Below are 24,743 nucleotides of genomic sequence, written 5' to 3' on the forward strand. Positions count from 1 at the left end.
AGTGTCGATGAGAAGACCCTGGATCGTCGTCATCACGGTCGCCCTGGCCCTCGCCCTCGGCGCCGCCGTGGTGACGGTCACCGCCGGTGCCGCCGTCACCGCGTCCGCGGTGGAGGACGAGGGCGCCGACTGCCCGGTGCCGGCGCTGCCCGACGCCGGTGCGCTGCCGACCAACGCGAAGCTGCCCGACCCGTTCAAACGCCTCGACGGCACCCGCATCGCCACGAGGTCCGACTGGCGGTGCCGGCGGGAGGAGGTCAAGAAGCTGGCGGAGAAGTTCGTCTACGGCGAGAAGCCCGCGAAGCCGCAGAGCGTCACCGGCACGGTGTCCAGCACCGGCGTCACCGTGAACGTCACCCACAACGGCAGGAGCTCGAGCTTCTCCGCGCGGGTCGAGCTGCCCGGCGGCTCCGGGCCCTTCCCGGCCGTCGTGGTCCTGGGCGGCTTCGGCGCGGACACCGCCGCCATCAAGGCCGCCGGCGCCGCCGTGATCAGCTACGACCCCTACGCGGTCGGCAAGGAAGGCACCCCGCGCACCAACAAGCAGGGCGCGTTCTACAGCATCTACGGCGCCACCAGCAGCACCGGCCTGCTGATGGCGTGGGCCTGGGGCGTGAGCCGCATCATCGACGTCGTCGCCCAGTCCGACGGGCGGATCCTCAAGGCGGACGCGATGGGCGTCACCGGGTGCTCGCGTTTCGGCAAGGGCGCGTTCGTCATCGGCGCGTTCGACCAGCGCATCGCGCTGACCATGCCGATCGAGTCGGGCAGCGCCGGCGCGCCCATCTTCCGGGGCATCCCGGGGGAGGGTGCGCAGAGCCTCAGCAGCGCCTACGGGGAGCAGCCCTGGCTCGGCGACGCGTTCGGCACGTTCACCGGCAGCCCGAACCGGCTGCCGGTCGACACGCACGAGATGGTCGCGATGGTCGCGCCGCGGGGGCTGTTCATCATGGACAACCCGCACATCGCCAACCTCGGCCCGAGGTCCGCGAGCGTGGCCGCGCTCGGCGGCGCCGAGGTGTACAAGGCGCTCGGCGCGGGGGCGAACATCACCTACTGGTCGGACGTCCAGGACGGCAACCACTGCGCCAACCGGGCCGAGTGGCGGGTCCCGTTGCAGCAGCACATCGCGAAGTACCTGCTGCGGACCGGCAACGAACCCGGCACGATCAGGATCGCCGCCAAGGCCCTGGGCCGGTTGTCGGACTGGAGCGACTGGCAGACCCCGGTCCTCGGCGACACCCAGTCCCCGACCCCGAGCCGGTCCGTGTCGGCGTCGGCGTCGGTCTCGCCGTCCGCCTCGCCGTCGGCGAGCGCGTCGCCGCCCGCGGGCCAGGGGTGCTCGGCCGCCCTCACCGTCCAGAACGTCTGGGACGGCGGCTTCGTGGCCTCGGTGCGGGTCACCGCCGGCGCCGCCGCGATCACCGGCTGGACCGTCCGGCTCAGCGTCCCCAACGGCACGATCACCAGCCTGTGGAACGGCCGGCGCAACGGCACGACGGTGTCGAACGAGACGTACAACGGATCCCTGGGCGCGGGTGCCTCGACGGAGTTCGGCTTCCAGGGCACCGGCTCGGCGACCGGGCTGGCCACGACCGGCTGCACCGCCCCCTGAGCACCGTCCGCCGGGCGCTCGGCCGAGCCCCTGATTCGCGGCTCCCGCGCTGCGCTCAGGCCTGCTGCAGCGCCCGGCGGATGGTGGCGGCGACGGTGTCGGGATCGCGCTGGTCGTGCAGGACGATGACGGCGGTGCCGTTGCCGTTGGGGGCCGGCTCGGGCGTCGCGAAGAGCGCCACCACCTGGGCCATGGCGGCGTCGAGCTCGGCGGCCGGCTCGACGGTGTCGCGCCGCAGCCACCGCCGCAGCACGTGGTTGTGCGCCGAGACGACGGCGGCGGCCATCAGCTCCGCGCGCAGCGCCGCCCCGGGCGCCGGGCCCATCCACTCGGCGATGAACTCGCGGAACAGCCGCTGATACCGCGCGACGCTGGCGATCTCGCGGTCCCGCAGGGTGGCGATCCGGCTGGTGAGCGCATAGCGGCGGCGGGCCCGGTCGTCCTCCTCGACGTAGCGCAGCAGCACCAGCCGCACCGCCTCGGTGACGGCCACGATCGCGGTGTCGGCGGTCGACGTGGCGAGGCGTTCCTTGACGGTCGCGAGGAGCCGGTCGTGATCCGGGAAGATCACGTCCTCCTTGGACCGGTAGTGGCGAAACAGCGTGGTCCGGCCGACGCCCGCCCGGTCGGCGATGTCGTCGGCGGTCGTCTGTTCGTAGCCGCGCTCGTCGAACAGCTCGAGGGCGGCATCGACAAGACGGTCTCGTACAGGAATCCCGGTCACGGTCCCATCCTTGCGCATCGCTCTGACCTGTTGCTTTCCGGTCGCGGTATCTAGTACCGTCGCAATGGTACTGAGTACCACCTGGCTTGGGGAGGGCTCATGGTCCTGACGTTTCCATCCCGCACCACGAGCGCAGCGACGGTCACCGCCGACCCGGTCCTGCGCTCCACCGACCTGTTCCGCAGCATCGACCCGGACGCCGCGACCGCGCTCGCGGCCGAGTTCGAGACGATCCGCGCGGAGCGCGGCACGGTGCTGTTCGCCGAGGGTGACCCCGGCGACCGGCTGTACATCGTGCTGGCCGGCAAGGTGAAGCTCAGCCGCAGCTCGCGGGACGGCCGCGAGGGCGTCATGGCGCTGCTCGGCCCGACCGACCACTTCGGCGACTTCGAGCTGCTCGACGGCGGCCCGCGCGTCGTCGGCGCCACCGTCGTCGCCGACGCCCGCCTGGCCGTGCTGCCCAAGCCGGTCCTGGACCGGTGGATCGCGTACCACCCGTACGTTGCGGAGCAGCTGCTGCGCGTCATCGCCCGCGGCATCCGCGGCCACCGCGCCGCGGTCGACGACCGCCTCTACAGCGACGTGCCCGGGCGGGTCGCCAGCCGGATCATCCAGCTCGCGCACCGCTTCGGCGTCGTCGAGGACGGTGCTACCCGCGTGGTGCACGACCTCACCCAGACGGAGCTGGCGCAGTTCGTCGGCGCCTCCCGGGAGTCGGTGAACAAGGTCCTCGCCGACTACGCCGCCCGCGGCTGGCTGCGCCTGGAGCACAAGTGCGTGGTCATCCTCGACAACGCGCCCCTGGCCCGCCGCGCGCAACACGGCCGCCGCCGCTGACCGGCTTCTGCGCTGGCCGGCTTCTGCGCTGGCCGGCTTCCGCGCTGGCCGGCTTCCGCGCTGGCCGGCTTCCGCGCTGGCCGGCTTCCGCGCTGGCCGGCTTCCGCGCTGGCCGGCTTCTATGCTGGGCCGGTGGATCTGGAGTTCAGCGGCGAGGTGTGGTTCTGGCGCGGCCCGTCGCCGTTCCACTTCGTCACCGTGCCCGAGGACGACTGCGCCGCCCTGCGCGACGCGGCCGCGCTGGTCACCTACGGCTGGGGCATGATCCCGGTCGCGGCGCGGATCGGCGGCACCGGCTGGACGACGTCGCTGTTTCCGAAGGACGGCCGGTATCTCGTGCCGCTGAAGGACCGGGTGCGCAAGGCCGAGCAGATCGACATCGGCGACACCGTCACGGTCCGGCTCACCGTCGACGTCTGACCCGGTCTACAACGGCCAGGTGTGCATTGCCCGATCCAGCCACGGTACGACCAGCAGCACCGTCGGCAGCACCAGGATCGCGGCGGCCACGGCATAGATGGCGGCGCTGAGCCGCGCGTCGGTGCCGGGCGCGCCGGGCGCGAGCCGGTCCAGCCGCCACCGGCGCTCCCGCGCCGCGTCGTGCGGCTCGAGCTCGAGGTCGCCGACCGGCCCGCCGAGGGCCTGCAACGCCTCCCGCAGCGGCCCGTTGCCGTGCCGCCGGCGGGCCGCGTCGTCGGCGAGGGCCTCGAGCAGGATGTGCACGGCATCCAGCGGGGCGCGGCTGCGCAGCGGGGCGGGCACGGCCCGGTAGAAGGCGGTGAAGGACTCCATCACCACGTCGTGCCGGGCGCTCAGGTGCGCCCGCTCGTGCGCGAGCACCGCGGCGACCTGCTGCGTGTCGAGGACCCGCAGCGTGCCCTGACTCAGCACGATGCGGGGGGAGCGGCCGGGCACGCAGTACGCGAACGGCAGCCCGCCGTCGAGGACCCGCACCACATCGTCGAGGCCGGCATGCGCGTCCAGCAGGTCGGCGAGCAGCCGGTGCCGGGCCCGGCGGACGCGGGACCGGTACGCCACCAGGCCGACCGACACGAGCAACCGCACGACGATCACAGCGGCCACACCGAGCGCCGCCACCAGTGCCGCCACGCCGAAGGTCTGGTCGGCGCCGTGGGCCCGTACCAACTCCTCGGGAGCGGCGAGCACCACGCCCAGCGCGCACAGCACCGCGGCCAGGGTGACCGACTGCCACAGCACGACGGTGGCGCCCGGCGCCCGCGCCGTCCACCGGGCCCGGGCGAGCGGGCCGGGCACGATGAGCGACAGGGTCAGGCCGAGCGCCCCGAGCAGGAGTGCGGTCACCGGTCCCCGGCGGCGGCCTTGAGTGCCGCGGCCAGGGCGGCGGCGCCGTCGGGGCCGACCCGCCCGACGAAGTGGGCGAGGGCCGCGTCGCGGGCGGCGCCGTCGGGGGCGGCGCTGAGCGCGTCGAACATGAGCGCCGCGGTCATCTCCTCGCGGGTCTGCGTGGCGGCATACCGGTAGGCGCGGTCGGCCTTCTGCTGGGTGACGACGCCCTTCTTGGCGAGCCGGTCCAGCACGGTCATCACGGTCGTGTAGGCCAGGCCCCGCGCCGGGTCCAGCCGCTCGTGCACCTGCCGGACGGTCAGCGGCTCGCCGGCGTCCCACAACTGCGCCATGACCTCGCGTTCCAGGTCTCCGAGTCCACTCACGTGCTCGCCTCCGCTTCCGCTCTGGACCAGTGTAACGCGGATTACGGTGCGCGTCGTACTACAGGTCGTAGTATGTACTACGTACCGTCGTAGATGGGGGCCTCATGGACGTGCTCGACCTGACCCGGCTGCAGTTCGCCGTCGTCACGATCTACCACTACCTGTTCGTGCCGCTGTCGATCAGCCTGTCGGCGACCACGGCCGGGCTGCAGATCGCCTGGATGCGCACCGGCCAGGACCGGTACCGGCAGCTGACCCTGCTCGTCGGCAAGCTGCTCATCGTCACCTTCGCCGTCGGCGTCGTCACCGGCCTGGTCCAGGAGTTCCAGTTCGGGCTCGCCTGGAGCGGGTTCGCCCGCTTCTACGGCGACGTCTTCGGCCCCACCCTCGCCATCGAGGGCATGCTGGCGTTCTTCCTCGAGGCGACGTTCCTCGCCCTGTGGTACTTCGGCTGGGACCGGCTGTCCCGCCGGGTCCACCTGGCCACGATCGTCGTCGTCGCCGTCGGCACCCTGCTCTCGGCGTTCATCATCCTGGCCGCGAACTCCTTCATGCAGCACCCGGTCGCCTACGAGCTCGACCCGGTCACCGGCCGCGCCCACCTGACCAGCTTCCGGGAGCTGCTGCTCAACAAGGTCAACCTCGCCGCGTTCCCGCACACCATGGCCGGCGCCGTCATGGTCGGCGGCGCGCTGCTCCTCGCCGTCGGTGCCTGGCGCGCCTGGGCCCGGGGCCGCCAGGACGACGCCGACGCCCCCGCGTTCGGCACCCTGGCCCGCATCGGCGCCTGGATGACCGTGGCCGGCGGCGCCCTCACCGCCGTCACCGGCGACCACCTCGGCAAGGTCATCACCCAGGTGCAGCCGATGAAGATGGCGGCCGCCGAGGCGCTGTACAGCACCACGACCGGCGCCCCGTTCTCCATCTTCGCGGTCGGCGCCGACGGATTCAGCATCAAGGTGCCGCGGCTGCTGTCGATCCTCGCCTACGGCGACCCGAACGCCACCGTCGCCGGCATCGACGACCTGCAGGCCCAGTACGCCGCCGCCTACGGCCCCGGCAGCTACATCCCGATGGTCCCCGTGGCGTTCTGGACGTTCCGGCTGATGATCGGCGCCGGCATGCTCGCCATGCTGCTCGCGCTGCTCTACCTGTGGCGGGGCCGTCGCGGCCGCACCCCCGACACCTGGCTGGTCCGCACCGCGATGCTGCTGCCGCTGCTGCCCGCCGCCGCCAACAGCCTCGGCTGGATCTTCACCGAGACCGCCCGGCAGCCGTGGATCGCGTTCGGCCTGTCGAAGGTCGCCGACGGCATCTCCCCGGGCCTCACCAGCGGCGAGGTCCTCGCGTCCCTGCTCGGCTTCGCCGCCGTCTACGGCGTCCTCGCGGTCGTGTGGCTGCGCCTGGTCCGGCACCTCGTCCGCCGGCCGCTCGATCCTCTTCCGGCCGGTGAGCAGCCGGCCGACGCCGAACCGGCCATGAGCTACTGAGGAGACTTCGATGAATCTCGTCATCATCTGGTACGCCCTGGTCGTGCTCTGCTGGGTCCTGTTCTTCGTGCTCGAGGGCTTCGACTTCGGGGTCGGGCTGCTCGCCCCGCTGCTCGGCCGCGACGAGCACGAACGCGCCGCCGCCGTGCGCACCATCGGCCCGTTCTGGGACGGCAACGAGGTGTGGCTGGTCGCCGCGATCGGCGTCACCTTCGCCGCCTTCCCGTCGTGGTACGCGGCCCTGCTGTCCGGCCTGTACCTGCCGATGGTGGCGATCCTGCTGCTGCTCGCCGGTCGCGGCGTGGCCCTGGAGTTCCGGGGCAAGCACGACGACCCGCGCTGGCGCCGCCGCTGCGATCTCGCCCTCGCGGCCTGCTCCGCCGGGGTGGTGCTGCTGTGGGGCGCCGTGCTGACCGTCTTCGTCCGCGGCCTCGCCCTCGACGCCGGTGGCGAGGTCGTCGGCGGCGGCCTCGGTCGCACCCTCGCGCCGGTCCTCACCCCGGCCGCCGCGCTCGGCGCCCTCCTGGCACTGACCGCCGCGGTGCTGCTCGGCGCGACCTTCCTGGCACTGCGGACCACCGGCCCGGTGCGCCGCCGGGCCGCGCTGCTGGCCCGCCGCCTCGCCACCGGCGGCGGCGTGGTCGCCCTGGTCGTGGCGGCCGCCTCGGCGCTCGCTGGCTCTTCTGCTGTCGCCGCGGTGGCGCTCGCCGTCGCGCTGCTGCTGGGTGGGCTCGCCAGCCTGTCCCGGCGGTCGGGGACGCGGTGGGAGGCGGCCGCGTTCGGGCTCACCGCGCTCACCGTGGCCGCGGCCGTCGTCGCCGTCCTCACCGCCAACGGTGACGTCGTCCTGCCGAGCACGCTGTCCGGGGCGTGGTCGCTGACGATGGACGAAGCGGCCGCCACCGGCTCCGCGCTGCGGCTGATCAGCGCCGCGGACGTCGTCGTGCTTCCGGGGGTGCTGGTGTACCAGGCGTGGTCGTACCGCGTGTTCCGGCAGCGGGTCGCCAGCGAACGGATCGCCTCATGACCCGGCGTCCCGGCTCCGGGCCGGTCGACCCGCGGCTGCTGCGGCACGCCCGGACCAGCCGGGCCGGGATCGCCGCCCTCGCGGTCATCGGCGCCGCGCAGGCCGCCGCGACGGTCGTCCTCGCCGTGGTGCTCACCGGCATCGTCGTCGCTCTTCCGCAGGTCGGATCAGGCTCTCTGGTCGCGCTTGCCGGGGTGTACGCCGCCCGGGCCGCGCTGACCTGGGCGGAACAGGTCGTCGGGCACCGCACCGCGGCCCGGGTCACCGACGAGCTGCGCCGCTCGGTGCTGCACGCCGCGCTGCGCCGGGGACCGGCCTGGGTCGCCGGGTACGGCACCGGCCGGCTCGTCGCCGTGCTCAGCGGCGGCCTCGACACGTTGCGGCCCTGGTTCAGCGGCTACCTGCCCGCACTGGTCCTCGGCGTGGTCCTGCCGCCCCTCGTCGTGGTCACGATGCTGTTCGCCGACCCCGCGTCCGCGGCGATCGTCCTGGTCACCCTGCCGCTCGTGCCGCTGCTCGGCGCGCTCATCGGCTGGGCCACCCAACGCCGCGCCCAGGACCGCTGGCAGGCCGGCGCCCGCCTCGCCGGGCACTTCCTCGACGCCGTGCGCGGCATCGCCACGCTGCGCCTGTTCGGCCGGGCCGGCCGCCAGGTCGCCGAGGTCCGGCGGATGACCGACGGGCACCGCGCCGCGACGGTGCGGGTGCTGCGGATCGCGTTCCTCTCCTCGACCGCACTGGACCTGGTCGGGACGCTGTCGGTCGGCCTCGTCGCGGTCGAGGCCGGGCTCCGGGTCGCCGCCGGCCGGCTCGACCTCGGCCCCGCGCTGCTGGTCATCCTCCTCGCGCCGGAGGCGTACCGGCCGCTGCGCGAGGTCGCCGCCCGCTTCCACGCCAGCGCCGACGCGGGCGCCGTCATCGCCGACGTCGACGAGATCCTGAACCCTTCCTTCGATGCCCCTGCGGTGGCGCTCTCTGTCGATGCCCCTGCGGTGGCCGCGGCCGGCGTGCGCGTGCGGCACCCGGGCACCGCCGTCGACGCGCTGCACCTGCCCGGTCTCCTCGTCCACAGTGGAGAGCTGGTGGCGCTGCGCGGGCCGTCGGGCGCCGGGAAGACCACCACGCTGCGGGTTCTGGCGGGGCTGCAGCCGGTGCTGGCCGGCACCGTCGAGGTCGGCGGCAGGCCGCTGTACCTGCCACAGGACCCGAGCCTGCCGCACGCGCGGACGGTCGCGGAGGCGGTCGCCCTGGACGGGGAGGACCACCCCGACCATCCTGTGGTCCTCGACGCCCTGCGGACCGTCGGGCTCGACGCGGAGATCCTGGCCCTGCCCGACGGCCTCGGTACCCCGCTCGGCGAGCGCGGCCAGGGCCTCTCCTCGGGCCAGCGGCAGCGGCTCGCGCTCGCCCGGGTGCTGCGTGAGGCCGCCGCCGGCCCCGCCGTCGTCCTGCTCGACGAGCCGACCGCGCACCTCGACGCCACCGCCGAACGCCTCGTCATCGCCGAACTGCGGGCCCTGGCCGCCCGTGGCTGCGCCGTGCTCGTCGTCGCCCACCGGCCGGCGGTCCTCGCCGCCGCCGACCGGACCGTGCGGATCACACCACCCACCCACCCGCACCCAACACCCGCGTCCGCGATCGGGCCTGCGTCCGCGAACGGGCCTGCGTCCGCGATCGAGCCTGCGTCCGCGATCGAGCCTTCGCCTGCGATCGGGCTGCCGGCCGCGGTCGCGGCGGGGCTCGACGCTGCGGTTGTGCGCACGAGTGCGCCTGGGACTGTGTCCGCGAGTGCGCCCGGGACCGTGCCCGGGAGCGTGTCCGCGAGTGCGTCCGGGACCGCGCCGGGGCTCGACGCCGAGGTCGGGCGGCCGGTCGCGGCCGAGGCCTCGCCGCGGCCCGGCGGCGGGCGGTGGCGGTGGTGGCGGCGGCCGGGGACGGCGGTCGGGCTCGGCGCGGCGTCCTGGCTCGCCGGCATCACCCTCACCGGGGCGGCGACCTGGCTGCTCGTGCGCGCCGCCGACCTGCCGCCGGTCCTCACGCTGTCCACGGCCGTCGTCCTCGTGCGGGGCAGCGCCGTCGCCCGGCCACTGCTGCGCTACCTGGAGCGCCTGGTCTCGCACGAGGTGGCGTTCGCCCGGCTCGGCACGTGGCGGGCGGAGGTGTACGCCGACCTGGTGCCCAGGGTCCCCGGCCCGGCCCTGCACCGCCGCGGTGACCTGCTCACCCGGGTGGTCGACGACGTCGACGGGCGGGTCGACGGGCTGCTGCGGGGGCGCCTGCCCGCGTACGCCGCCTGGGCCGCGATCACGGTCGCCATCGCCGTCGCGGCGGTCGTGAACCCCGCGGCCGCGGGTGCGCTCGCCGCCGGTGTCACCGTCGCGGGCGGGCTGGCGCCGTGGCTGGCCGCCCGGCACGCGGCCCGGGTCGACGCGGCCACCGGCCGGGCCCGTGCGGAACTACGCGACGCCGTCGTGGAGACCGTCGAGGGGGTGGAGGACCTGGCGACCCGCGACACAGCCGCCGCGCTCGCCGTCCCCGACCGGCGCAGCCGAGCCCTGTCGCGACTGGAGTCCGCCACGGCGGGCACGGAAGGCGCGGCGTCGGCGCTGGCGCAGCTCGGGTGTGGCGTCGCGGTGGTCGGCGTCGCGGTCGCCGCGGCCGCCGGGGGACACCCGGCCGAAACCGCCGCGATCCTGCTCCTGGGCGCCGTCGCCCTCGCCGAGCCGGTGCTGACGCTGCCCGGCGCGGCCGTCGCCCGTCGCGCCGCGGCCGGTGCCCGCGCCCGCCTCGCCGGCCTCGCCGCCCAGCCGTGTCCGGCCGGCCCGGTCGTGGCGGCGGCCGTGGTGGACGGTGCCCCCGCGGATTCCGCCGTGGCCGGTGCTCGTGCGTGCCTTGATGGTGTCGCTGTCCAGTCGTGTCCGGCCGGCCCCGCAATCACGGTGGCTGCGGTGGATGGTGCTGTCGCGGATTCCGCCGTGGCCGGTGCTCCTGCGTGCCTGGATGGTGTCGCCGCTCAGTCGTGTCCGGCCGGCCCCGCAATCACTGCGGCTGCGGTGGACGGTGCCGCTGCGGCATCCACAATGGACAAGGACGTGGTGGTGACCGTCGGCGGGCTCACCGCGGGCTGGGACCCGGATCGGTCGCCGGTGTTGCGTGGGCTGGACCTCGAGCTCCCGCCGGGGCGGCGGGTCGCGGTGCTCGGGGCGTCCGGCAGCGGCAAGTCGACGCTCGCGGCCGTGCTGGTGCGGATGCTCGACCCGCGCGGCGGCGGGGTCCGGCTCGGCGGCACCGATCTGCGCGACCTGCCCGACCCGGTGCTGCGCCGCATGGTCGGTCTGGTCGGCGACGCCGCGGACCACGTCTTCGCGACCACGGTCCGGGAGAACCTGCGCCTGGCCCGGCCGGCGGCGACCGACGACGAGCTGCGCGCCGCGCTCGCCGGAGCCCAGCTCGGGCCGTGGCTGGAGCGGCTGCCGGAAGGCCTCGACACCTGGCTCGGCGAGGGCGGCACCACGATCTCCGGTGGTCAGCGGCGGCGCCTCGCGATGGCCCGGGCGTTGCTGGCCGACCCGGCGCTGCTGGTGCTCGACGAGCCCACCGAGGGCCTGGAGGAGCAGGAGGCGGCCGTGCTGATGACCGACCTCCTCACCGCGGCGACGGGGCGCTCGGTGCTGCTGCTCACCCACCGCCGGGACGGCCTGGAGCACGTCGACGCCGTCTACGACCTCATCGACGGCCGCCTGGTCCCGGCGGCGCCCCCAACCGCGGCCCCGACCGTGGCCCCGGCGGCGGCCCCGACCGTGGCCCTGACCGTGGCCCCGGCGGCGGCCCAAACCGCGGTCCCGGCGGCGGCCCTGACCGTGGCCCCGGCGGTCACGGTGTGAGCAGGCGGACCAGGACGTCGGTGAGGTCGTCGGCGGTGCGGTCGGGCGCCTGCGACGGCTGGACGATGTGGCTCACCACGAGCCGCACGATCGACTCCGCGGCCACCGCCACGACCCGCGGGTCGTGGTCCGGCAGGTGGGTGCCCGCCCAGTCGCCGATGACCGCGGTCGCCGCCGCGAGGAGCAGCTCCGAGCGGGTCGTCAGGAACGGCAGCAGCTCGTCGGCGCTGCCCCTGGCACTGGTCAGGATCGCCTTGATCAGCGGGTTGCCGGCCGCTTCGAGCAGCGTGTGCCCGATCGCGGCGCGGCCGGCGGCCCGGATGTCGGGGCCGTGCCGGTGCAGCGCGCCGCGCACGTCGGCGACGAACGCGTCGATCTCGCGGGCGGCGAGGGCCTCCGCGAGCCCGGACTTGTCGCCGAACTCGTTGTAGACCGTCTGGCGGCTCACCCCGGCGGCGCGGGCGACGTCGGCCATCCGCACGCCGTCCCAGCCGTTGCCGATGGTCAGGTCCCGCGCGGCGGCCACGAGCGCGTCGCGCAGCCGCTCCCGGTTGGTCTCGCGGTACGTCACCGGCACCAATGTAGACACCGAACCCAAAAGCGTCCAGTCTCTTGACACGAAAGTCGGAGATGTAAAGCATGGCGGCATGGACATCGCTGTCGATGCCTGGCGGGACCGCCGGCTCCCGCTCTGGCCCCTCGCGCTCGTCGTGCCCGCCCTGCCGTTCGCCGGACTCGCACTGAGCGGAGCCGGCGCGTGGGGCTGGTGGCTCACCCCGCTGGTCGTCTTCGGCCTGATCCCGCTCGTCGACCTGCTCATCGGCGACGACCGGCAGAATCCGCCGGAGGAGGCGGTCCCGGCACTGCAGCGCTCGCCGTACTACCGCTGGATCACCTACCTGTACCTGCCCGCGCAGTACGCCGCGCTGGTCATGACCTGCCGGGCCTGGGCGGATGGCGTAGGACCGGTCGCGGGCGCCGGGCTGGTGCTCACGGCCGGGATCGTCAACGGCGTCGCCATCAACACCGCGCACGAGCTCGGCCACAAGCGGGAGCGGGTCGAGCGCCGGCTGTCGCGGATCGCGCTCGCCCCGACCGGCTACGGCCACTTCTACGTCGAGCACAACCGCGGTCACCACGTGCGGGTCGCGACCCCGCAGGACCCGGCCAGCGCCCGGCTCGGCGAGTCGTTCTGGCGGTTCTGGCCGCGCACGGTCGTCGGCAGCGCGCGCTCGGCGTGGCGCCTGGAGTCCGCCAGGTTCCGCATCCGTGGCCGCAGCCCGTGGACGTGGCGCAACGACGTGCTGACCGCGTGGGCGATGACCGTGGTGCTGTTCGCCGCGCTGACCGCGGCACTTGGCTGGAGCGTGCTGCCGTTCCTGGTGCTGCAGGCCGTCGTCGGCTTCTCGGTCCTCGAGGCGGTCAACTACCTGGAGCACTACGGGCTGCTGCGGCAGCCGACCGGGACCGGCCGCCCGGAGAAGGTCGACCCGCGGCACAGCTGGAACAGCGACCGCCTCGTCACCAACGTCTTCCTGTTCCAACTGCAGCGCCACAGCGACCACCACGCCAACCCGTTGCGCCGGTATCAGGTGCTGCGCACCTTCGACGTTTCACCGCAACTGCCGGCGGGGTACGCCACGATGCTGGTCCTGGCGCTCATCCCGCCGCTGTGGCACCGGGTGATGGACCCGCGCGTGCTCGCGCACTACGGCGGCGACGCCCGGCTGGCCAACCGCGGGCCGTGAGCACCCGTCAGCGCAGGCCGTGCTGCCGTTGCAGGGCCTCGACGGCGTCCTTGGCCTCCTGCAGGCTCGCGCCCGTCGCCGCCCGGTACACCTTTGATGGCCTGGATCTTGCGGCCGGCGAGCAGCTCCTGTATGACGACGGCGGGCGCGTCCGGCTCCGGCTCGCGGATGCCGAGGTGGTCCATGATGAGGTCCAGCTTGCGCTCGAGCACCGCGAGCCGGCGGGCCTGATGGTCGGCGGCGGCGCGCCGGCCGCTGCCGGCGACCAGCACCACCAGGACGAACGGCAGGAGCACGACGAACGGCAGGATCCATTCCATGCCCGCCATTGAACACCGTCACGCGGCGGCGGCGACCGGTTCGGCCACGGGGTCCAAGGCGGTCCGGCGGACGCCGCGCACGAGCAGGTAGCCGACCATCCACACCTCGCCGACGGTTGCCGGGAGCACCAGGACGTCGGCGACCCCGGCCGCGCCGGGGGCGAGGTACGTGACGAACGTGCCGAGCACGTAGCCGGCGCCGCCGGCGATGAGGACCCAGCCGAGGGCGCGGGGCATCCAGCCCGAGCTGAGCACGCACCAGCCCATCGGCAGCAGCCACAGGCCGAAGAAGATCCCGCCGACGCTCCACAGGGCGCCGCTGATCTCGTACAGCAGCTGGGTGCCGGCCGCCGCGTCGCCGAACGGGTGGGTGGCCAGGTCGAGCGCGGTGCCCAGCAGCGCGGCGCTGCCGAGGATCACGACCGCGTTGACGAGCCCGAACGCGGCGATGCCGCCGGCCGCGACCTGGTCGGTGGTGCGGAAGAGCCGGTAGAACCACACGGCGGCGAGGGCCTGGGTGAGGACGGTGAGCAGTTCGAGGGCGATGCCGGCGCGGGCGAGGGACTCGTGTTCCACGAGGTTGGCGAGGGTCGCGGCGGGGTCGCCGTCGACGAAGAGCCGGGACCTGACGAGCAGGAAGCCGAGGCCGCCGGTGATGGCGAGGCCCAGGTAGAGCAGCCCGGTGACCCGGGCGGTGCGGACCAGCGGATGCATGACGCTCCTTGGTAGGGCCAACCTTACCTCGTAAGGTAACCATACGTTGTAAGGTGAGGGCAAGGGGCGAAGGAGGGCACGGTTGGCACCGAAGGCGTCACGACCACCGCTCAGTCGCGAGCGGGTCCTGGCCGCGGCGGTCGCGCTGGTCGACGGGCACGGCCTGGCGGCGCTGACGATGCGCCGGCTCGCCGTCGACCTCGGCGTCGAGGCGATGTCGCTCTACTACCACCTGCCCGACAAGGAGACGCTGCTCGACGGCGTCGCCGAGACCGTGGTCGACGAGGTCGTCGCGGCGGTCGGCCCGCCGGTCGGCGAGGACTGGAAGGCGGTTCTGCGCCGGCAGTTCCTCACCGCCCGCGACGTGATGCTGCGCCACCCGTGGGCACCCGGGCTGCTCGGCACCCGCCGGAGCGTGCCGGCGGGCGTGTTCCTGTACTACGAGCAGATCCTCGGCACCCTGATCGGCGGCGGGTTCACCTACCGCCTCGCGCACCGGGCGCTGCACGCGTTCGGCAGCATGCCGCTCGGCTTCGCCCAGGAGGTGTTCAGCCCGGCCACGGCCGGCGGCAGCATGGACGTCGAGGACACCGAGGAGAGCCTGGCCGCGATGGCCGAGGCGATGCCGCACCTGACCGCCATGGTCGCCGCCGAGCTGCACGCCGAGACCGACCCGACCCTCGGCTGGTGCGACAGCCAGGTCGAGTTCGAGTTCACCCTCGACCTGCTCCTGGACGGCCTCGACCGGCTCCGCGCCTGACCGGCGTCACAGCTGGTGCAGGTCGCGCAGCAGCTCGGACAGCGCCACCTCGTCGACGGCGCCCAGCTGGACCTCGTCCGCGGCGTTGCGCCGGTACCCGATCCGGCCGCGCGACACGACCAGGGCGCTCAGGGTCTGCTCCGGGTCGTCACCGGGGCGGCCGATCGTGAAGCCCGGCTTCAGCCGGACGTAGGCCCGCAGCCCGTCCGGCAGCGGCCGTTCGATCCACGGCTGGTGCCCGTTGTCCTGCGGTGTGGCGCGGCTCCAGCCGGACCGTTCGAGCCCGAGCACCCGCCCGGACGGCACGACCCGGCCGTCGAACGTGTCGAGCTGCGTCGCCTTCGCCTCCTGCGGGGTGAGCGCGTAGGTCTCGCGGCCCAGTTGGGGGAAGGGCTGCAGCAGCTCGTAGTCGGCGAAGACGTCGGCCCACCGCGTCGCGGCGGCGAGCCGCAGCGGGTGGGCGACCCCCACCAGCGCGCCGCCGGGCAGCGGGAGCGTGTCGTCGTCGACGCCTGCGTACGAGCCGTCCTCCGCCACCCGGAACGATCCGTCCACTGTGGAGCCGTCGGCCGCCGCCCCGAACGACCAGACGAGCCGCCGGGCCAGATGGCTGACCAGGGGATGACCGACGATGAAGGTGGCGAACTCGGGTGCCGTCCAGCGCCGCCCGGTCACCATCGCCCGCTCGAACCGGCGGATCTGGTCACCGGCCAGGGTCCGCACGTCCTTCTTGAGCGCGCTGAACCGCTGGTACGCGGCCGGGCCGAGGGTGGCGTCGTCGCGGGCGCCTGGCTTCGGCAGCGACTTGAGCCGCTTGCCGTCCTCGTCGGCGACCGTGGGCCTCAGCTGGTCGTCGAAGCCGACGACGAACCGGCGCGGGCCGTAGTCGAGCACCAGACCGCCGTCGGCCCGCAGGCCGAGATCCGGCACGAGCCGGTCGGCGAGCTGCTCGCCGGTCAGGCCGAGCCGCCCGGCGACCGCGTGCAGCATGCTCCGCGCGGAGGAGGCGAGCCCGGCGAACTTCACCTTCTCCGCGACGTCGTTGAGGTGGATGAGCGCCACGTCGGTGCCCAGCCCGGTCAGCACCGACAGCCCGGCGACCGAGCGGTGGTGGCCACCCGAGCCCGGCCACACCTTGATCAGCGGGGTCAGCCGCCGGACCACGTCGTCGTCGCCGATCCAGGCCAGCCCGAGCATCGCCCAGGTGCCGGACGTCGGCATCCCGATCGACTGCCAGCGCTGGAACAACGCCCAGCCGAACGCGGCCAGGGACGCCCGGTCGCAGGCCGCGACGACCTCGTCGAGGCCGGCCGGCGGCTTTCCGGCCCGGGACCCGAGCAGCAGCACGACGAGCCGCCGGGTCGTGTCGATCGGCAGGGCCCGGCCGGTCGACAGCCGCACCCGCGGCAGGATCGCGGCGTCGGCCCAGCCGGGCAGCTCCGGCAGCGGGCTGTGGACCAGCAGCGGCGCCGGGATCTCCCCGGGGTCGCACTCCGGCACCCGGGCGGGGGCCCAGTCGGTGCCCAGGTGCGGCCGGGCCAGTTCGAGCGCCTCGGGATAGCCGGTCGCGTACGCCTCGAACAGCTCGTCGTCCAGCAGGCGGATCGCCCGGACGGGAAAGCGCTGCCCCGCGTCGAGCAGGGCGAGCCGCACCTGCGGCTGCTCGGCGTGCGCGATCAGCGTCCGGAACGCGTCGTCGTCCGGCAGGGCCGCCAGCGCGGTGGCGATCCGCTCGCGTTCCTCGGTGTGGTACGGCAGCAGCGACCCCAGCAGCTCGCCGAGAACCGGGGCGAGCGCGGTGCCCACGCCGTCCATGACCGTTGCCAGGGCGCCGTCGGACGCCAGGAGCTGGGTCCGCCACGGGGACACCGTGAACCGGGACAGCTGCTCCGCGTCGCCGAGCGCGAACATGACGAGCCCGACCGAGTGGCCCGCCGTGCGCGCGGTGCAGGTCGCGATGTCCTCGTCGACCCAGTCCTTGCACTCCGGCATCAGGAACGACGTCACGGCCCGTGCGGGCAGGCCATGCGCTGTGCGTACCGTGGCCAAAACGTCGCGCACGGCGGCGTGATCCTCGTCGTTCGCCGCGACGAGGTGGGCCCGGACCCGGCCGAGGATCGGCAACCACTCCAGGTTGGTGTCCTCAGCCGGCAGGCGGCGGACGATCGGCTCGTTCGGGCGCAGCCAGCGGGCGCCCGGCTCACCGACCCGCAGCCCGACCAGTTCGGCCGCGGCGACGGCGGCGAACACCAGCCCGTGGGCGGCGATCCAGGCGTCGGCGATCACCGTCGTGTCGACGCGGGTGCCGGCGACGTGGCGCAGGACCTTCGCGGCGACCACCGCCGCGCCCAGCGGCGACGCCACCCCTTGCGCCGCCGCTCTCAGGTCCGGGTCGGTCTCGGGGTGGGCGAGGGACCCGGTGAGGTTGCCGGCCTTCGCGGCGACGAGGCGCTCGAGCTTCTTCACCGCGTCCTTCGTCGGGAACGGCGCCGGGACGGCGACGCCACCCCGGCGCGGATACAGTCCCGGCAGCCACGACGACGGGAGCACCAGCAGATCCTCGTTGCGCACCGGCGGACTCCTCCTCGAACCGACCCTCAGATCCCGACACCCTAGTGCCCGGCTGGGTATCGTGTCGGGGTGGAATATCGCGCGCTCGGCCGGTCCGGCCTGATGGTCTCCGTCCTCACCATGGGCACGATGACGTTCGGCGGCAAGGGTGGCTTCGCGGCCGTCGGCGCCACCGACGTGCCCGGGGCGCGCCGGCAGGTCGACCAGTGCCTCGACGCCGGGGTGAACCTCATCGACACCGCCGACGTCTACTCCGACGGCGAGTCGGAGCGCATCGTCGGCGAGGTCCTGCAGGGCCGCCGCGACGACGTGCTGGTCGCGACGAAGGTCCGGATGCCGATGGGGCCCGGCCCGAACGACGCCGGGCTGTCCCGGCAGCACGTGATCGCCGGGTGCGAGGCGAGCCTGCGCCGGCTCGGCACCGACCACATCGACCTGTACCAGCTGCACGAGTGGGACGGCGTCACCCCGCTGCAGGAGACGTTCGAGGCGCTCGACCTGCTGGTGCGCTCGGGCAAGGTCCGCTATGTCGGGCTGTCCAACTACGCCGGGTGGCAGCTGATGAAGGCGGTCGGCACGGCGATCCTGCACGGCCTGCCGCGCCCCGTCAGCCAGCAGATCTACTACTCGCTGCAGGCGCGCGACGCGGAGTACGAGCTGATCCCCGCCGCCGTCGACCAGCACCTCGGCGTCCTCGTGTGGAGCCCCCTGGCCGGTGGGCTGCTGTCGGGCAAGTACCGGCGCGGGCACCAACCGCCCGCCGGCTCCCGGCACCTCTTCGATTGGGACGAGCCGCCGGTGTACGACGAGGAGAAGCTCTACGACACCGTCGAGGTGCTCGTCGAGATCGGCGCGGGCCACGGGGTGTCGGCCGCGCGGGTCGCGCTCGCCTACATCCTCGGCCGCCCCGCCGTGACGTCGGTGGTCATCGGCGCCCGCACGAGCGAGCAGCTGGCCGACAACCTCGCCGCCGCGGACCTGGTCCTCGGCGACGAGGAGCGGCGCCGGCTGGACGACGTCAGCGCCGTCAACCTGCTGTATCCGTACTGGCACCAGGCGAAGACCGCCCGGGACCGGCTCTCACCCGCCGACCTGACCCTGCTCGGCCCGCATCTCTGACTAACCCTTGACGTAGGCGCGTTGCTCGGCGACCAGGTTGTCCCGGACGGTGCAGAGGTCCACGCCGCGCACGTGCCCGCCGGTGTACCGGTAGTGCCACAGCACCACGACCCGGTCACCGGCCTCGAACACCTCCTCGGCGGTGAACCGGGCGTTCGGGGGAGTCCGCGAACAGCGGCATGCCACGCGACGTCCGCGGCGCGGCTGGTGGAGCTGTCGCGGAGTCCGGCGAGCGACGTCAGGCGCTCGTGAGGACCTGGCGCAGCCTGGCGGCGAACTCCTCGGGCTTGCCGGCATAGCCGTGCTCGCCGCCGAGGAAGCCGCCGTGGTGGCTCGGGAACACCCTCGCGTCCTGGCCGAGCAGCGCGGCGGTGGCGACGGCGGTGCGCGCGGTGTAGGTGCCCGCCGACTCCTCGCCGACCGCGATCACGATCCGGGTCGGTGCCGCGGCGAGTGCGGCCGGGTCGGGGCGGTAGTCGGTGACCGCCCAGGAGCGCTTCGACAGCAGCGGGTCGTCGCGGGTGCCGTCGTCGCCGGTGGGCATGCCGAACATCGCCGGGTCCGGCGCGGGCTGGGCGAAGAACTCGTCGGTGAACTCGCCCTGCCAGGACGTCATCGCGATGAACGCGGCCATCCCCGCGCCCCAGCCCTTCGACTCGTAGGCGTCGTTGAAGAACGCCCGGGCGCGGTCGGCACCCTCGGCGTCGGGGAGCGCCGAGCTGATCGGCGGCTCGTGCGCCACCAGCGTGGCGACGTCGGCCGGGTGGGTCGCGACCAGTTCCAGGGCGGTGACCGCGCCGCCGCTGCTGCCGAACACGTCGACCGGGCCGGTGCCGAGCGCCTTGATCAGCGCGTGCAGGTCGGCGGCCTGCTGCTGCGGCGTGTTGTCGGTGCCGCCGTCGGTGCGGACGCTGCGGCCGAGCCCGCGCGGGTCGTAGGTGACGACCGTGCGGTCCGGGAAGAGCCCGGCGAGCGTCGCGAAGCCGTCCGCCGCCATCGGCTGGCCGATCATGAGCAGCGGCGGCTGCCCGTCGGCCGGCGGGAGCGGGCCGCGCACGTCGTAGACCAGGTCGACACCGGGCAGCGCGAGGGTGTGCGTCTGCGTCATGCAGCCGAGCCTACGACGTCGCACCCGTGCGGCGGTGCAGGTTGAGGGGACGGCTCAGGGCCGTCAGATGTCCACGTCGATCGAGATGGTGCCGGTGTCCACGGTGCAGATCTCGGTGGTGCCGCCGGCCATGGTGAAGTCGACGTTGTACGGGTGCTCGGCGCCGCCGCCGTCGGTGAGGGTCAGGTTGGCGACGCCGGTGCTGCCCGGGGTGTGCTGCGACGAGACGAGCTTGATCCTCCACGGCCGTTGCAGGCTCTCGAAGTCCGTCTTGAGCTGGTCCGCGGTCAGCGGCTTCGCGGGCCGGGCGGCGGTGCACCAGTGCGCCGCGGCGGCGGTGTAGTCGGCGCGCTCCAGCTCGCCGAAGAGCCCTTCGACGGCCACCTTGATGCGCTTGCCGTCGCCGTGCTCGAACGGCTCGGCCATGCAGGCGGTGAGGGCGAGCGCGAGGGTGAGGCAGGCGGTCACGGCGAGCTTGCGCGTCATGCCCGCCACGGTAGGTGCCGGCGGCCCGTTGGTGCGTCGGGCCGCCGACATCTGCCGTGCGGTGTGGATCACCGTGCGGTTCGGATCACCGCAGCGGCACGTCCACGTAGGACCCGCCGGCGACGGTGACCGAGCCGCCGAAGGTGTTCGCGTCGTAGTACAGCGGGTCGACCGTGTCCACGACGAGGGTGAGCGAGTGCCCGGCCGGCACGTCGTACGCGGTCGCCTGCAACGCCACGTCGACGCTGCGGCTGCCGCCCGCGGTGCCGAGCCAGCTGACGGGGGCGTGCGTGATGAGCTTGGCGTTGCCGAGGCTGTCGAGGTCGTAGAGGTACGCCACGACGGTGCCCTGGGCGGCGGTGCCCGTGAGGTTCAGATGCACCTTGGGGATGCCCCGGATGCGCTGGACGCTCGACGGGCGGTCCGAGGCCCAGACCCCGGCCCGGAGCCGGTCCACGGTCGGCAGCCAGATCTGCGGCAGGATCCCGGTGAGCGCGGCGGCGCCGTTGGTGAGCAGCACCACCCCGCCGTCGGCGGTCGTGTTCAGGTCACTCGGCAGCGTCTTGCTCCAGCCCGTGGAGGGTGCGCCGCCGAGCAGCCCGGTCCCGTCATACCAACGGATCTGGCCCAGCCCGTACCGGCGGACGCTCCCGTTGAGCGAGGACCACGCCGGGTAACTCTCCTGGCCGGCGTTGTGCGGATTGACGAGCACCGGGGGTTCCGCGCCGATCCCGGTCTCGACCCCCGCGAGGTACTGGTCGAACCAGCGGTAGGCGCTGCTCCACACGTCGTTGGGCAGGCCGATGACACCGGTGAGCTCGGCGATGGCGTGGTCACCGGGCCGCAGCTCCAGGCGCTTCGGGCCGGCCAGCCGGCCGTAGAAGTCGACCAGCTGGTTGGGCGGGAAGATCGAGTCGCCCCACGAGTTGGCGATGAGCACCGCCGGGCGGTTCGCGTTGATCGCGTCGAGGTAGGTCGCCGCGGAGCGGACGCCGGCCCACGCCATGATCTGCGCGACGTTGCGGTTGGCGTTGAAGTCGTCGAGCTTGCCGGTCAGGTCCGGCCCGGCGTTGCCGAGCAGGGCGGCGGCGAGCTGCAGCAGCCCGGCCGACTGCTGGTGGCGGGTCTGGTCGCCGTACAGCGAATACACCAGGTCCGTCCAGCCGCTCATCATGACGACCGCCCGGATGCGCGGGTCGAACGCCGAGCCGAGCAGGCTGATGCCGGCGCCGTAGGAGATGCCGGCCGCGCCGATGCGGGACGGGTCGGCGGTGGTGTTCGCGATCGTCCAGTCGATGACCTTCGACAGGTCGGCCATGTCCTTCGGCCCGGCGGTGTCGATCTCGCCGCCGGAGGACCACCAGCCGCGCGGGGTGTAGGACACGACCACATAGCCGCGGCCGGCGAGGGTCTTGGCCTGGGCGATGTACTCGAGGTCGTTGAGGCCCCAGCTGGCGGGGAAGACGATCGCCGGGTAGCGGCCGGCGGCGGACGGGGCGATCACGTTGGCCTTGAGCACGACACCGCCGGAGCCGGTGATGTCGACGAACCGGAAGCCGGTGGTGGCTGCTGCTGCTTCGGTGCGTTCCGTGGCGGCGGTTGCCGGGCTGGGGCTCGCGGCGGTCAGGATGGCCGCGGCGAGCACGGCCAGCAGGACGGCGGACAGGGGTGTTCGGCGCTTCGCCATGCGCACTCCTCCGGGGGTTCATCAGGGCGGGTGCCTCGGTGGCGGGAGCGTAGGAGTGCGTACCGAGAATTTGAAGTTCATGACATTATCGTTACTTGCCGGTAACATGAGTGCGTTTCAGGGAGGTGGTCGTGCTGTACGGAGCCCAGACGCCGCGTCGCCGGGACGCGCAGCGCAACCGCTCGGCCATCGTCGAGGCGGCCACCGAACTGATGCTGGGCCGGCACACCGCGGTGCTGATGCCGGAGATCGCCCGGCGGGCCGGGGTCGGGCAGGCGACCATCTACCGCCACTTCCCGGACCGGCAGGCGCTGACCGCGGCCGTGGTCGCGCACGAGCTGGCGCGGCTCGAGGCATACGTGGCCGCCAACGCCGACCGGCCGGCGGCGTTCCGGGACCTGCTCGCCGAACTGCTGCGGACCCAGATCGCGATGCGGCCGCTCGTCCTGCACGTGCGCCGGCTGGACCGCCAGACGCGCGACCGGTACCAGCAGCGCATGATCACCACGCTCACCGCGCCGTTGCGGCGGGCCCAGCAGGCCGGTTACGTCCGCGCCGACCTCGCCCCGGCCGACCTGGCCCTGCTGTGCACGATGATCGAGGGTGTCGTGGAGTCCGCCGACGCCTCCGCCGCGACCCGCTCCATCGACCTCATGCTGGAGGGGGTCTGCATCGGGGCGCCGGTTCCTGGCGCGGAATGACCGCCGCGATCGACATCCCGTTCCGCCGGCGCGGATCACCCTCACCGACGACCGCAACGGGTCGGCTGTTCGGCGCTTCGATTCGTACGCACCGGGGCGGCGGAGAGGCCGGGTCCTGCCGCAGAATGAGCGGCGTGACCATTGTGGACCCGCCCGGCATCCCGTTCCATCGGCTTGCCCGCACCCCCGCGCACCGCTGGTGGCGCCCGATCACGGGCACGCTGGTCGTGCTGGCGGCCGGGTTCGGGATGATGATGGCCATCTACAGCGTCGCGTCGGTCGTGGCCGGCGCCGGCGGCCGGTCGGTCGGCGAGGACGGCGTGTTCCCCTTCGGGGCGATCGGCAACACCGCGCTGGACCTGCTGGTGCTGGCGGCGATCATCCCGTGCGTGCTGTTCGCCGTCTGGTGGGGGAAGGTCCGGACCGTGGGCACCGTCTCGTCGGTCCAGGGCCGGCTGCGCCTGCGCTGGCTCGGCGCGTGCCTGCTGGTGTCGGTGCCGGTCGTGCTGGTGATGGTGGCCGCGACGACCGTGCTGTTCGTCGTGACGGACCCCGGTGGCGCCGAGGAGGAGGCCGGCGACTGGGTCGGCGCCGGTGAGTTCACGGTCGCGGTGCTGATGCTGTGCCTGCTGGTTCCGTTGCAGGCGGCCGCGGAGGAGTACCTGTGCCGCGGCTGGTTCCTGCAGGCCGTCGGGGCGTTCGTGCGTGCGCCGTGGCTGCCGATCGGGATCCAGGCGCTCATCTTCGCCGCGATGCACGGGCTCGGCACCTCGTGGGGGCTGGCGGAGGTGATCTGCTTCGGCGCGGTCACGGGATGGCTGGCGGTGCGCACCGGTGGCCTGGAGGCCGGCATCGCCCTGCACGCGGTCAACAACCTGGTCGGGATGGTCATCTCGGCGGCCTTCGGCGACCTCGCGAACACGGAGACCGCCGTCGACGCGCCGTGGCAGCTCTTCGCCGTCGACGCGCCGATGCTGGTGGTGTACGCCCTGGCGATCGCCTGGCTGGCCCGCCGCCGCAACGTCGTGAACCTCGCCCCACCGCTGCCGCCCGCGCCGTCCGACTCGTCCACTCCGCCCGCGCCGACCGGCCCGCCCGGGCCGACCGGCCCGGCCACTCCAGCCGGCCCGACCACTCCGTCCGGCCCGACCACTCCGTCCGGCCCGGCCGCGCCGGACGGGCCGAACACCGAGACGGTGCCGCAGCCCGCCTGAACCGCGGGCCGGAACCGCCGGCCGGATGCTCGGAGGCGCTACTCCGCCGGGACCGGCGCCTCCGCCGGCAGCAGGCCGGCCGTCCTCAGCGACCGCCACAACCCGGCCGGCACCGGATGCGCGAGCAGCTCGGCGCTGGCGGTGACCTCGTCCGGGGTGCGGGCGCCGACGAGGACCGCGGCAACCGCCGGATGACCGAACGCGAACTGGATCGCCGCGGCCAGGGGCGGCACGCGGTGCTCGGCGCAGACGGCGCGGACCGCCCGCACCCGCTCCAGCAGCGCCGCCGGCACGTCCGGATAGCCGTACGCGGCGCCGGACCGCGGCTCGGCGAGCAGCCCCGCCTGGAACACGCCCGCCGCGAACACCGCCACCCCCCGCCGCGCGCACAACGGCAGGAGCTCGGCGAGACCGGTCTGATCCAGCAGCGTGTACCGCCCGGCGAGCAGCACGCAGTCGGGGCCGGGGGCGGGCGCCTCCCGCAGGAACCGGGCCGCCACGTCGGCGTGGTTGACCCCGAGCGATACGGCCCCGATCACGCCCGCGGCCCGCAGGTCGGCCAGGGCCTGATACGCCTCGGCGAGCGCCACCGGGTAGTCCAGGTCCGGGTCGTGGATGTGCAGCACGTCGACGCGGTCCAGCCCGAGGCGCGCCAGGCTGTCCTCGAGGGAACGCCGCACCGCCCGGCGGGTGTAGTCGAGCCGTGGCCCGACCCCGGATGGCGGGTCCGCCCAGATGTCCTGGGTGTCGGTGCCGCCGGGTTCGATGAGGCGGCCGACCTTGGTGCACAGGACGTACCCGTCGCGGGGACGGGTCCGCAGCGCGAGTCCCGTGCGGACCTCGGACCGGCCGTAGCCGTACACCGGCGCCGTGTCGAACAGGCGGACGCCGAGGTTCCAGGCCCGCTCGACGGTCGCCGCCGCGTCCTCGTCGCTCACCGGCGTGAACAGCCCGCCGAGCGACGCCAGCCCCAGCCCCAGCCGGCTCACCGTCAGCCCGGTCCGCCCCAGCGGGACCACGTCGTCTGCGCGCACATCACGAGCATGC

General features: G+C 74.0%; 23 protein-coding genes. 11 read left to right on the forward strand and 12 right to left on the reverse strand.

What is annotated here, in order from left to right; genetic code table 11:
- Positions 1 to 7 precede the first annotated feature (7 nt).
- Positions 8 to 1,615 carry a glucuronyl esterase domain-containing protein gene (locus tag Dsi01nite_RS47325; protein WP_203853048.1) on the forward strand — a complete coding sequence of 536 codons (1,608 nt, stop codon included), beginning with the start codon at positions 8 to 10 and terminating at the stop codon, positions 1,613 to 1,615.
- A 55-nt stretch (positions 1,616 to 1,670) separates the two neighbouring features.
- Here Dsi01nite_RS47325 and Dsi01nite_RS47330 read toward each other — a convergent pair whose 3' ends face one another.
- Complete coding sequence (locus Dsi01nite_RS47330; RefSeq protein WP_239136802.1) at positions 1,671 to 2,339, reverse strand: TetR/AcrR family transcriptional regulator; 669 nt, start codon at positions 2,337 to 2,339, stop codon at positions 1,671 to 1,673.
- A 99-nt stretch (positions 2,340 to 2,438) separates the two neighbouring features.
- On the opposite strand from Dsi01nite_RS47330, the gene Dsi01nite_RS47335 reads away from it, so the two are divergent.
- Positions 2,439 to 3,176 carry a Crp/Fnr family transcriptional regulator gene (locus Dsi01nite_RS47335; RefSeq protein ID WP_203853050.1) on the forward strand — a complete coding sequence of 246 codons (738 nt, stop codon included), beginning with the start codon at positions 2,439 to 2,441 and terminating at the stop codon, positions 3,174 to 3,176.
- A gap of 132 nt (positions 3,177 to 3,308) precedes the next feature.
- Positions 3,309 to 3,596, forward strand: coding sequence for a DUF1905 domain-containing protein (locus tag Dsi01nite_RS47340; protein ID WP_203853051.1), 288 nt, complete (start codon positions 3,309 to 3,311; stop codon positions 3,594 to 3,596).
- Positions 3,597 to 3,602: 6 nt separating this feature from the next.
- Here Dsi01nite_RS47340 and Dsi01nite_RS47345 read toward each other — a convergent pair whose 3' ends face one another.
- Both Dsi01nite_RS47345 and Dsi01nite_RS47350 read right to left on the reverse strand, forming a co-directional pair.
- Positions 3,603 to 4,499, reverse strand: coding sequence for a M56 family metallopeptidase (locus Dsi01nite_RS47345; protein ID WP_203853052.1), 897 nt, complete (start codon positions 4,497 to 4,499; stop codon positions 3,603 to 3,605).
- On the reverse strand, positions 4,496 to 4,867 hold the full coding sequence (locus tag Dsi01nite_RS47350) for a BlaI/MecI/CopY family transcriptional regulator (RefSeq protein ID WP_203853053.1): 372 nt from the start codon (positions 4,865 to 4,867) through the stop codon (positions 4,496 to 4,498). Before Dsi01nite_RS47350 ends, Dsi01nite_RS47345 begins: the two co-directional genes overlap by 4 nt.
- Before the next feature lie 104 nt (positions 4,868 to 4,971).
- Between Dsi01nite_RS47350 and Dsi01nite_RS47355 the strand changes: the two genes are divergently transcribed.
- Genes Dsi01nite_RS47355 through cydD form a run of 3 tightly spaced genes read left to right on the forward strand, consistent with a single transcriptional unit; the run spans position 4,972 to position 11,268 of the window.
- A complete protein-coding gene (locus Dsi01nite_RS47355) occupies positions 4,972 to 6,357 on the forward strand; it encodes a cytochrome ubiquinol oxidase subunit I (protein ID WP_203853054.1) in 1,386 nt (461 codons plus the stop codon).
- Positions 6,358 to 6,367: 10 nt separating this feature from the next.
- A complete protein-coding gene (cydB, locus tag Dsi01nite_RS47360) occupies positions 6,368 to 7,384 on the forward strand; it encodes a cytochrome d ubiquinol oxidase subunit II (RefSeq protein ID WP_203853055.1) in 1,017 nt (338 codons plus the stop codon).
- Positions 7,381 to 11,268, forward strand: coding sequence for a thiol reductant ABC exporter subunit CydD (gene cydD / locus Dsi01nite_RS47365; protein ID WP_203853056.1), 3,888 nt, complete (start codon positions 7,381 to 7,383; stop codon positions 11,266 to 11,268). Before cydB ends, cydD begins: the two co-directional genes overlap by 4 nt.
- Here the strand turns inward: cydD and Dsi01nite_RS47370 are convergent.
- On the reverse strand, positions 11,258 to 11,839 hold the full coding sequence (locus tag Dsi01nite_RS47370) for a TetR/AcrR family transcriptional regulator (protein WP_239136804.1): 582 nt from the start codon (positions 11,837 to 11,839) through the stop codon (positions 11,258 to 11,260). The two genes, cydD and Dsi01nite_RS47370, sit on opposite strands and share 11 nt — an antisense overlap.
- A 76-nt stretch (positions 11,840 to 11,915) precedes the next feature.
- Here Dsi01nite_RS47370 and Dsi01nite_RS47375 point away from each other — a divergent pair, with 76 nt between their 5' ends.
- Entirely contained in the window at positions 11,916 to 13,016 is a 1,101-nt protein-coding gene (locus Dsi01nite_RS47375) for an alkane 1-monooxygenase (RefSeq protein WP_203853057.1), read from the forward strand.
- On the opposite strand, the gene Dsi01nite_RS47380 is transcribed toward Dsi01nite_RS47375, so the two are convergent.
- On the reverse strand, positions 12,977 to 13,336 hold the full coding sequence (locus tag Dsi01nite_RS47380) for a hypothetical protein (protein WP_203853058.1): 360 nt from the start codon (positions 13,334 to 13,336) through the stop codon (positions 12,977 to 12,979). The genes Dsi01nite_RS47375 and Dsi01nite_RS47380 overlap by 40 nt on opposite strands.
- A gap of 18 nt (positions 13,337 to 13,354) precedes the next feature.
- Entirely contained in the window at positions 13,355 to 14,050 is a 696-nt protein-coding gene (locus Dsi01nite_RS47385) for a DUF4386 domain-containing protein (RefSeq protein ID WP_203853059.1), read from the reverse strand.
- An 82-nt stretch (positions 14,051 to 14,132) separates the two neighbouring features.
- On the opposite strand from Dsi01nite_RS47385, the gene Dsi01nite_RS47390 reads away from it, so the two are divergent.
- Positions 14,133 to 14,810: a TetR/AcrR family transcriptional regulator C-terminal domain-containing protein gene (locus tag Dsi01nite_RS47390; RefSeq protein WP_203853060.1), complete on the forward strand. Its 678-nt coding sequence runs from the start codon at positions 14,133 to 14,135 to the stop codon at positions 14,808 to 14,810.
- Positions 14,811 to 14,816: 6 nt separating this feature from the next.
- On the opposite strand, the gene Dsi01nite_RS47395 is transcribed toward Dsi01nite_RS47390, so the two are convergent.
- A complete protein-coding gene (locus tag Dsi01nite_RS47395; protein WP_203853061.1) occupies positions 14,817 to 17,381 on the reverse strand; it encodes a DUF4132 domain-containing protein in 2,565 nt (854 codons plus the stop codon).
- 69 nt (positions 17,382 to 17,450) lie between these two features.
- On the opposite strand from Dsi01nite_RS47395, the gene Dsi01nite_RS47400 reads away from it, so the two are divergent.
- Positions 17,451 to 18,500 (forward strand): aldo/keto reductase, encoded by a 1,050-nt coding sequence (locus Dsi01nite_RS47400; protein ID WP_203853062.1) that lies wholly within the window; start codon positions 17,451 to 17,453, stop codon positions 18,498 to 18,500.
- Here the strand turns inward: Dsi01nite_RS47400 and Dsi01nite_RS59035 are convergent, their stop codons facing one another.
- The 4 genes from Dsi01nite_RS59035 to Dsi01nite_RS47420 form a co-directional block, all read right to left on the reverse strand.
- The gene (locus tag Dsi01nite_RS59035; RefSeq protein ID WP_203853063.1) at positions 18,501 to 18,797 is read right to left on the reverse strand and encodes a nuclear transport factor 2 family protein; all 297 of its coding nucleotides are present in this window, start codon (positions 18,795 to 18,797) and stop codon (positions 18,501 to 18,503) included. It abuts the gene before it with no gap.
- The gene (locus tag Dsi01nite_RS47410; protein ID WP_203853064.1) at positions 18,739 to 19,608 is read right to left on the reverse strand and encodes an alpha/beta fold hydrolase; all 870 of its coding nucleotides are present in this window, start codon (positions 19,606 to 19,608) and stop codon (positions 18,739 to 18,741) included. The genes Dsi01nite_RS59035 and Dsi01nite_RS47410 overlap by 59 nt, the downstream gene beginning before the upstream one ends.
- Positions 19,609 to 19,671: 63 nt before the next feature.
- Positions 19,672 to 20,094 carry a hypothetical protein gene (locus Dsi01nite_RS47415; RefSeq protein WP_203853065.1) on the reverse strand — a complete coding sequence of 141 codons (423 nt, stop codon included), beginning with the start codon at positions 20,092 to 20,094 and terminating at the stop codon, positions 19,672 to 19,674.
- Positions 20,095 to 20,179: 85 nt separating this feature from the next.
- Positions 20,180 to 21,781 (reverse strand): CocE/NonD family hydrolase, encoded by a 1,602-nt coding sequence (locus tag Dsi01nite_RS47420; RefSeq protein WP_203853066.1) that lies wholly within the window; start codon positions 21,779 to 21,781, stop codon positions 20,180 to 20,182.
- Between the two features lie 131 nt (positions 21,782 to 21,912).
- On the opposite strand from Dsi01nite_RS47420, the gene Dsi01nite_RS47425 reads away from it, so the two are divergent.
- Together Dsi01nite_RS47425 and Dsi01nite_RS47430 are read left to right on the forward strand one after the other, a co-directional pair.
- Positions 21,913 to 22,482 carry a TetR/AcrR family transcriptional regulator gene (locus Dsi01nite_RS47425; RefSeq protein ID WP_203853067.1) on the forward strand — a complete coding sequence of 190 codons (570 nt, stop codon included), beginning with the start codon at positions 21,913 to 21,915 and terminating at the stop codon, positions 22,480 to 22,482.
- 134 nt (positions 22,483 to 22,616) lie between these two features.
- Positions 22,617 to 23,696 (forward strand): CPBP family intramembrane glutamic endopeptidase, encoded by a 1,080-nt coding sequence (locus Dsi01nite_RS47430; RefSeq protein ID WP_203853068.1) that lies wholly within the window; start codon positions 22,617 to 22,619, stop codon positions 23,694 to 23,696.
- Between the two features lie 38 nt (positions 23,697 to 23,734).
- On the opposite strand, the gene Dsi01nite_RS47435 is transcribed toward Dsi01nite_RS47430, so the two are convergent.
- Positions 23,735 to 24,730, reverse strand: a complete 996-nt coding sequence (locus Dsi01nite_RS47435; protein WP_203853069.1) for an aldo/keto reductase — start codon at positions 24,728 to 24,730, stop codon at positions 23,735 to 23,737.
- Between the last annotated feature and the right edge of the window lie 13 nt (positions 24,731 to 24,743).

Origin of the sequence: Dactylosporangium siamense, assembly GCF_016862795.1 — a bacterium.
Classification (GTDB): Bacteria; Actinomycetota; Actinomycetes; order Mycobacteriales; family Micromonosporaceae; genus Dactylosporangium; species Dactylosporangium siamense.